Origin of the sequence: Mesorhizobium sp. M5C.F.Ca.IN.020.29.1.1 (assembly GCF_003997375.1) — a bacterium.
Taxonomy (GTDB): domain Bacteria; phylum Pseudomonadota; class Alphaproteobacteria; order Rhizobiales; family Rhizobiaceae; genus Mesorhizobium; species Mesorhizobium wenxiniae.
In genome coordinates, this window is record NZ_RZSW01000347.1 from 1 (window position 1) to 6,657 (window position 6,657).

The 6,657-nt window shown below is 62.0% G+C and carries 8 protein-coding genes; 7 read left to right on the plus strand and 1 reads right to left on the minus strand.

The genetic code is table 11. The annotated features are described in order from the left end of the window. The first annotated feature begins 185 nt into the window (after positions 1 to 185). The 5 genes from EOA85_RS23580 to EOA85_RS39930 all read left to right on the plus strand — a co-directional run bounded on the left by EOA85_RS23580 (position 186) and on the right by EOA85_RS39930 (position 3,540). Positions 186 to 659, plus strand: coding sequence for an RT0821/Lpp0805 family surface protein (locus tag EOA85_RS23580; protein ID WP_095518283.1), 474 nt, complete (start codon positions 186 to 188; stop codon positions 657 to 659). A gap of 99 nt (positions 660 to 758) precedes the next feature. After that, positions 759 to 1,679 (plus strand): DnaJ C-terminal domain-containing protein, encoded by a 921-nt coding sequence (locus EOA85_RS23585; protein ID WP_127211367.1) that lies wholly within the window; start codon positions 759 to 761, stop codon positions 1,677 to 1,679. A 187-nt stretch (positions 1,680 to 1,866) separates the two neighbouring features. Beyond that, positions 1,867 to 2,685 (plus strand): enoyl-ACP reductase FabI, encoded by an 819-nt coding sequence (gene fabI / locus EOA85_RS23590; RefSeq protein WP_127211368.1) that lies wholly within the window; start codon positions 1,867 to 1,869, stop codon positions 2,683 to 2,685. A 57-nt stretch (positions 2,686 to 2,742) separates the two neighbouring features. Further along, positions 2,743 to 3,330: a histidine phosphatase family protein gene (locus EOA85_RS23595; RefSeq protein WP_127211369.1), complete on the plus strand. Its 588-nt coding sequence runs from the start codon at positions 2,743 to 2,745 to the stop codon at positions 3,328 to 3,330. 81 nt (positions 3,331 to 3,411) lie between these two features. Further along, on the plus strand, positions 3,412 to 3,540 hold the full coding sequence (locus tag EOA85_RS39930) for a hypothetical protein (RefSeq protein ID WP_281033777.1): 129 nt from the start codon (positions 3,412 to 3,414) through the stop codon (positions 3,538 to 3,540). Between the two features lie 210 nt (positions 3,541 to 3,750). Here EOA85_RS39930 and EOA85_RS23600 read toward each other — a convergent pair whose 3' ends face one another. Beyond that, on the minus strand, positions 3,751 to 4,008 hold the full coding sequence (locus EOA85_RS23600) for a DUF1344 domain-containing protein (protein ID WP_029355578.1): 258 nt from the start codon (positions 4,006 to 4,008) through the stop codon (positions 3,751 to 3,753). 278 nt (positions 4,009 to 4,286) lie between these two features. Between EOA85_RS23600 and aroC the strand changes: the two genes are divergently transcribed. Then, positions 4,287 to 5,387, plus strand: a complete 1,101-nt coding sequence (gene aroC, locus EOA85_RS23605; RefSeq protein ID WP_127211370.1) for a chorismate synthase — start codon at positions 4,287 to 4,289, stop codon at positions 5,385 to 5,387. Positions 5,388 to 5,500: 113 nt separating this feature from the next. After that, positions 5,501 to 6,601: a 3,4-dihydroxy-2-butanone-4-phosphate synthase gene (gene ribB / locus EOA85_RS23610; protein ID WP_065006209.1), complete on the plus strand. Its 1,101-nt coding sequence runs from the start codon at positions 5,501 to 5,503 to the stop codon at positions 6,599 to 6,601. Positions 6,602 to 6,657: the final 56 nt, after the last annotated feature.

Sequence of the window (6,657 nt, forward strand, 5' to 3'; positions counted from 1 at the left end):
ATGAGCCTGGCGTCAGGACGGATTCTCATTTTGGGGTTTCCAACTCTAGGCGGAACGTTGCGGAAACCGATCTTGGAAACCGGCCATCCAAGCGACTGAATTTGTTACCTATCGTAGGAACCGCTTGTTAACTCAGTTTCGCTCATAGTTTTTCCAAATTCTATGCCGGCCGGGGAGATTGCCGATTGTCGCGCATCGCGCAACCTTTTGACAGCAGGCAATGGAGCCTTATTGCTTCGGCCAGCGCCCAGGCTGCGGTCAAGGTCGCGATCGTGCTGGTCGCCTTGCCGCTTGCGGCCTGCGGTGCCGGCGGCTTCAGTTTGGAGCAGGCGGAGGTCGACCGTACGATCCTGACCAGCAGCACGCCTGCTGCTGCCTCGCCGATCGATCAGGATCGCGCCTCGGACCAGGCGACGATCCGCAACGCGGTGTCTTCCGCCGATATCCAGGAACTTGGCGGGCAGGCTGTTCCCTGGGCGAATTCCGATACCGGTTCGCGCGGCTCGATCACCGAACTGGCGGAGTCCAGAGACAACGGCCAGCTTTGCCGCCGCTTCACCGCGTCGCGCGAAAGCTTCGACGGCGTAGCCCTGTTCAAGGGCGAGGTGTGCCTGGCCGGCGCCGGCGCCTGGCGGATGCAGGACTTCAAAGCGCTCTGATTTTCCACCATCATGTGACCGCGCGCCACTGGAATTTCTTCCTATGCGAGCGCATATAGATGGCAATCGTGGACTCACTCCTTCTCCAGGGCAGGAAGCATGCGCGACCCCTATGAGGTGCTGGGCGTTGCCAAGAACGCATCGGCCAAGGACATAAAATCGGCATACCGCAAACTCGCCAAGGAGTATCATCCGGACCAGAATCCGGATCCCAAGGCGAAGGAGCGGTTTGCCGCAGCCAATCAGGCTTACGAAATCGTCGGCGACGAGAAGAACCGTGCGGCTTTCGATCGCGGCGAGATTGACGCCGAGGGCAAGCCGCGCTTTCAAGGTTTCGAGGGTGCCGCCGGCGGCGCCGATCCGTTCGCCGGTTTTCGCCGGCAGCAAGGGCCGGGCGGCTCACGTTTCGAGTTTCGCTCAAGCCGTCCGGGCGGCGATCCGTTCGACGGCAACAGCGACATCTTCAGCCAGATATTCGGCGAGACCTTCTCTCGCGGTGGGGGCACGGGCGCCGGCCGGCAGGCGCCGTCCGGCGCCGACCTGAACGTGACGCTCGACATCACCATCGAGGAAGCGGCGACTGCGGAGAAGGTAACGGCGATGTTCCCCGACGGACGCAAGGTCGCCGTCAAGCTGCCAGCCTATGTCGAGGACGGCCAGACCATCCGGCTGAAAGGCCAGGGCGAGCAAGGGCCGGGGCAGCCGGGCGACGCGCTGGTCAAGATCCGCTTCCGGCGGCACCCGCGCTATCGTGTCGAAGGCCGCGACCTCCACGCCGACCTGCCGGTTGCACTGGCGGATGCCGTGCTGGGAGCCAAGGTGGCGGTCGAAACGCCGACCGGCAAGGTTGCGGTCAATGTCCCCGCCTGGTCGAGCTCGGACAAGGTCCTGCGGCTGAAGGGCAGGGGCTTGCCGGAAAAAGTTGGCGGACACGGTGATCTCTACGCGCATGTGCGGCTGATGCTTCCCGAAGGGGGCGACAGCGATCTCGAAGCGCTGATGCGCAACCGGAAACGCTAGCGCATGACCGCCTAAAATCGATGCGCAAGGTTAGGTGCTACAGCGTCCTTTGTGCGTCCAAAGGGACGCGCGGCGCTGTGGGGCGATGCTTTTGTCCCCTGAACTGTCCGTTTTGAACGCTTGAAGGGGCTCTGTGCCTGTGCGATAGCCACTCCACAAAGCAGAAGATATTGCGGAGAGCGCTCACATGGCGGGTGGACAAGGCATTATGGCCGGCAAGCGCGGGCTTGTCCTTGGCGTCGCGAACAATCGGTCGATCGCCTATGGCATAGCCAAGGCTTGCGTCGACCACGGCGCCGAGATTGCGCTGACCTATCAGGGTGAGGCGTTCAAGAAGCGCGTCGAGCCGCTGGCGGCGGTACTCAACGCCCATGTCGCCGGCCATTGCGATGTGACCGATCCGGCAACGCTGGATGCGGTGTTCGACGACATCGCCAAGCATTGGGGCAAGCTCGATTTCCTCGTCCACGCCATCGCCTTTTCCGACAAGGACGAACTGACAGGCCGCTATGTCGAGACGACGCGCGACAATTTCCTGCGCACCATGGACATTTCGGTGTATTCCTTCACCACCATCGCCAAGCGCGCCGAGGCGCTGATGAGCGAGGGCGGCTCGCTGCTGACGCTGACCTATTATGGCGCGGAAAAGGTGATGCCGCACTACAACGTAATGGGCGTCGCCAAGGCGGCGCTCGAAGCCAGCGTGCGCTATCTGGCCGTCGACCTTGGCGCCAGGAAGATCCGCGTCAACGCCATCTCGGCCGGGCCGATCAAGACGCTTGCGGCCTCCGGCATCGGCGATTTCCGCTACATCCTGAAGTGGAACGAATACAATTCGCCGCTGAAGCAGACGGTCACTCAGGAGGAAGTCGGCGATTCAGCCGTCTATTTCCTGTCCAACCTTTCACGCGGCGTCACCGGCGAGATCCACCATGTCGATTCCGGTTACCATGTCGTAGGCATGAAGGCCGTCGACGCACCCGACATTTCGACCGTCAAGGACTAGTTCCTTCCGCGAACACCGATCCTGCCTGTCTGCTCCCGATCTCTTCCGGAAGACCTGATGTATCCGCTCGTCTACATCGCACGCCACGGCCAGACGAAGTGGAACGCCGAGTCGCGGTTGCAGGGGCAGGCCGACACCGATCTCAATGCGCTCGGCCGCGAGCAGGCTAGTCGCAACGGGCGCCGGCTGGCCGAATTTGTCCATAACCCCCAGGATTTCGACTTTGTCGCCAGCCCGATGCGGCGAACGCGTGAGACCATGGAACGCATTCGCATGGCGATGGGGCTCGATCCCCAAGCTTACCGCACGGATCCGCGCCTTGTCGAAATGAGTTTCGGCGACTGGCAGGGTTTCACCTTTCCCGAACTCGAGGCCCGGCATTTGGGCTCAGCCAGGGAGAGGCGCTTCGATAAATGGAATTTCCTGCCGCCCGGCGAGGGCGCCGAAAGCTATCAAATGCTGCTCGAACGGATAAAGCCGTGGTTCGACGCGCTGGACCGCCAGACGGTCTGCGTGACCCATGGCGGCGTCGTGCGCGCCCTGTTCCGCATGGTGCTGGGAATGCCCGAGAAAGAAGCCGCAACCCTGAATGTGCCGCAGGATCGCTTGCTCAGACTAGAGGGACGACGTCTGGAGTGGCTGTAAGGGTCGAAACCCACTCACTCTGAACGACCGTGTTGCGCCCCTCTCGCCGTCGCTTCACACCGGCCGGCAAAGCCGTCCGACATGCTGACATTGAGGACACCTGCCGATCTTGAGGCCGTGGTGACGATCATCGCGGCCCCCGATCCGGTCGAGGGCTGCGAACAAGTTCTGGCTCGATGGAGCTCCGGCATGAGTCAGGCCGAGATCTAGCCGGAACTCTTCACCGGCCATTTCGACGATGGAGCCGCCATTGCCGAGCAGGCGTGGTACGCTGCCCGACAGAGTGTGTCGTGAACGAAGGCCCTGAAGTCGGCTGAATGAGTTTTGACCAAGACCGTGATCCCGAACCGAGGGTTCGGACAAGATGGTAGGTCACACGACCTTCATCCCGGCTTTCGGGACAGGTCAGCCTGAAAGACGCTATTCGGTTGAATCCGGCAATTGCATGTCGGTGATGACGTTCTCGCCGTTTGTCTCGTCGTAGGCGATCACGATATCCATGCCGGGTTTCAGCGCTTCGAGATCGGTTTCGGCGTTCAGCTTGTAGGATTTGCCGTCGTCGAGTGTCAGCGTCAACGTGTCCTTATCGATCTCTTTGATCAGGCCTTCGGTTTGGCCGGCGAAGGCGGCGGTGGAAATCAGCAACATGGCGGCAACGGCGCCGAGTAGGATACGCATCATCGTCCTCTTATCATTGCGCCGGCACGGTGGCGGCGGGTGTTCAACAGACGGATCGAAGGAAGCAGAAACCAACCGAATGTGTCAAAACTAAATCCGCCAGATCACAGTTTGACCGCTGCCGAAAACGCCAATAGAACGCAGGCTACAGCGCCGCGCGTCCCGTTGGCCGCGCGCAGGACGCTGTAGCACTTTGATTTTGCGCATGACCGCGAAAATCGCTCCGATTTTCGCGGTCATGCGCTAAGCCGGCTCCGATGCCGGCAGGGCTGGTTTTCATGTCTCACAATACGTTTGGCCACCTTTTCCGCGTCACCACCTGGGGCGAAAGCCATGGCGCAGCGCTCGGCTGCGTGGTCGACGGCTGTCCGCCCGGCATCCGCTTCACGCGCGCGGCGGTCCAGGCCGACCTCGACAAGCGCCGTCCGGGTCAATCGCGTTTTGTGACGCAGCGTCGCGAACCCGACGAGGTCAAGATCCTGTCCGGCTTCATCCTGGATGAGGACGGTGAGACCATGATCACCACCGGCACGCCGGTGTCGATGCTGATCGAGAATGTCGACCAGCGCTCCAAGGACTATGGCGAGATCGCCCGCCAGTACCGGCCTGGTCATGCCGATTACACCTACGATGCCAAATACGGCCTGCGAGATCATCGCGGTGGCGGCCGGTCTTCGGCCCGTGAGACGGCGGCGCGAGTGGCGGCCGGAGCCTTGGCCCGCAAGGTCGTGCCCGGTATGGTCGTGCGCGGTGCGCTGGTCTCGATGGGAGAGAAATCGATCGACCGCGCCAACTGGAACTGGAATTTCGTTGGCGACGCCGAAAATCCGTTCTTCACGCCCGACCCGGCCTCGGTCGCCACCTTCACCGCGTATCTTGACGGCATCCGCAAGGCGGGTTCCTCGGTCGGCGCGGTGATCGAGATCGTCGCCGATGGCGTTCCGGCAGGTCTCGGCGCGCCGATCTACGCCAAGCTCGACCAGGACATTGCCTCGGGCCTGATGTCGATCAATGCCGTCAAGGGTGTCGAGATCGGCAACGGCTTCGAGGCCGCCCGCATTACCGGCGAAGAGAATGCCGACGAGATTCGCGTGGGCAATGACGGCAAGCCGGTCTTCCTCTCCAATAATGCGGGCGGCATCCTCGGCGGCATCTCGACCGGCCAGGCGATCGTCGCGCGCTTTGCCGTCAAGCCGACCTCGTCGATCCTGACCCCGCGAAAGTCAATCGACAAGGACGGCAACGACGTCGAGATCATGACCAAGGGCCGGCACGATCCGTGTGTCGGTATCCGCGCGGTACCGATCGGCGAGGCGATGGTTGCCTGCGCGATTGCCGATCACTATCTGCGTCATCGAGGACAAACGGGAAGGCAGTAGGGGAGTAAGGCAGTAGGGGAGTATGTTATAAAGCTCCCGCGACAGAAATTTTCCTTTTCCCTACTCCCTTACTGCCCTATTCCCCTACTCCCCTGCGAGTGAAACGAGCACTTATGCCTTACGACCAGAAGAAGATCGTAGAAGCCCTGCGTGCGTTCGAACGCGGCGAAATCGTCGTTGTCATGGACGATGACGGGCGCGAGAACGAGGGTGACCTGATCATCGCCGCCGTCCATTGCACGCCGGAGAAGATGGCGTTCATCGTCCGCAACACCTCCGGCATCGTCTGCACGCCGATGCCGCGCGAAGAAGCCAAGCGCCTGAATCTTTCGCCGATGGTCGCCGACAATGACTCGGCCCACACCACCGCCTTCACCGTCAGCGTCGATTTCAAGCACGGCACGACGACGGGCATTTCGGCCGACGACCGCACATTGACCGTGCGCAATCTTGCCAATGGCAATGTCGGCGCGTCTGATTTCGTCCGCCCCGGCCACATCTTTCCGCTGATTGCGCGCGAAGGCGGCGTGCTGATGCGTTCGGGCCATACCGAAGCCGCGGTCGATTTGTGCAAGCTTGCCGGCCTGCCGCCGGTCGGCGTGATTTCCGAGCTGGTCAATGATGACGGCACCGTGATGCGTGGCCCCCAGGTGCAGGCCTTCGCCGAAAAGAACGGTTTGAAGCAGATTTCGGTCGCCGACCTCATTGCCTACCGCCAGCGCAAGGAAACGCTGGTCGAGCGTGTTGCCTGTTCTGCCATCGACACGCCTGGCGGCAAGGCGCAGGTCTTTACCTACACGCTGCCGTGGGATTCTATGCACCATGTGGCGATCGTCTTCGGCGACATCCGCGACGGCGAGGAAGTGCCGGTGCGGCTGCATTCCGAGGACGTTGTGACGGACGTCTTCGGTACCAGCCACAGGCTGGACGGCATCATGAAATCGATGGGCGAGCGCCGGCGCGGCGTCATTGTCTATCTGCGCGAAGGCTCCGTCGGCGTCGCCCATCAGGAGCGCAACCGGCCAGCTGCCGGCGACCGCGAGGACCATGAAGAGGCGCGCCGGCGCGAAAGCGAATGGCGCGAGATCGGTCTTGGCGCGCAAATCCTCAAAGACCTAGGCATTTCGTCGATCAACCTGATCGCCTCGCGCGAACGCCACTATGTCGGCCTCGAAGGTTTTGGCATCCACATCGCCAACACCGAGATTCTTTAACCTGGCCTAGCGGCGCTCGCATGCGTCCGGCCGCTCAGGACCGGACGCATAGGAGC

Excerpts from the sequence above, each read along its gene's own strand:
- fabI (WP_127211368.1), top strand. The coding sequence starts at position 1,867 with ATGGCGGGTGGACAAGGCATTATGGCCGGCAAGCGCGGGCTTGTCCTT.
- aroC (WP_127211370.1), top strand. The coding sequence starts at position 4,287 with ATGTCTCACAATACGTTTGGCCACCTTTTCCGCGTCACCACCTGGGGC.
- EOA85_RS23600 (WP_029355578.1), bottom strand. The coding sequence starts at position 4,008 with ATGCGTATCCTACTCGGCGCCGTTGCCGCCATGTTGCTGATTTCCACC.
- ribB (WP_065006209.1), top strand. The coding sequence starts at position 5,501 with ATGCCTTACGACCAGAAGAAGATCGTAGAAGCCCTGCGTGCGTTCGAA.
- EOA85_RS39930 (WP_281033777.1), top strand. The coding sequence starts at position 3,412 with ATGCTGACATTGAGGACACCTGCCGATCTTGAGGCCGTGGTGACGATC.
- EOA85_RS23585 (WP_127211367.1), top strand. The coding sequence starts at position 759 with ATGCGCGACCCCTATGAGGTGCTGGGCGTTGCCAAGAACGCATCGGCC.
- EOA85_RS23595 (WP_127211369.1), top strand. The coding sequence starts at position 2,743 with ATGTATCCGCTCGTCTACATCGCACGCCACGGCCAGACGAAGTGGAAC.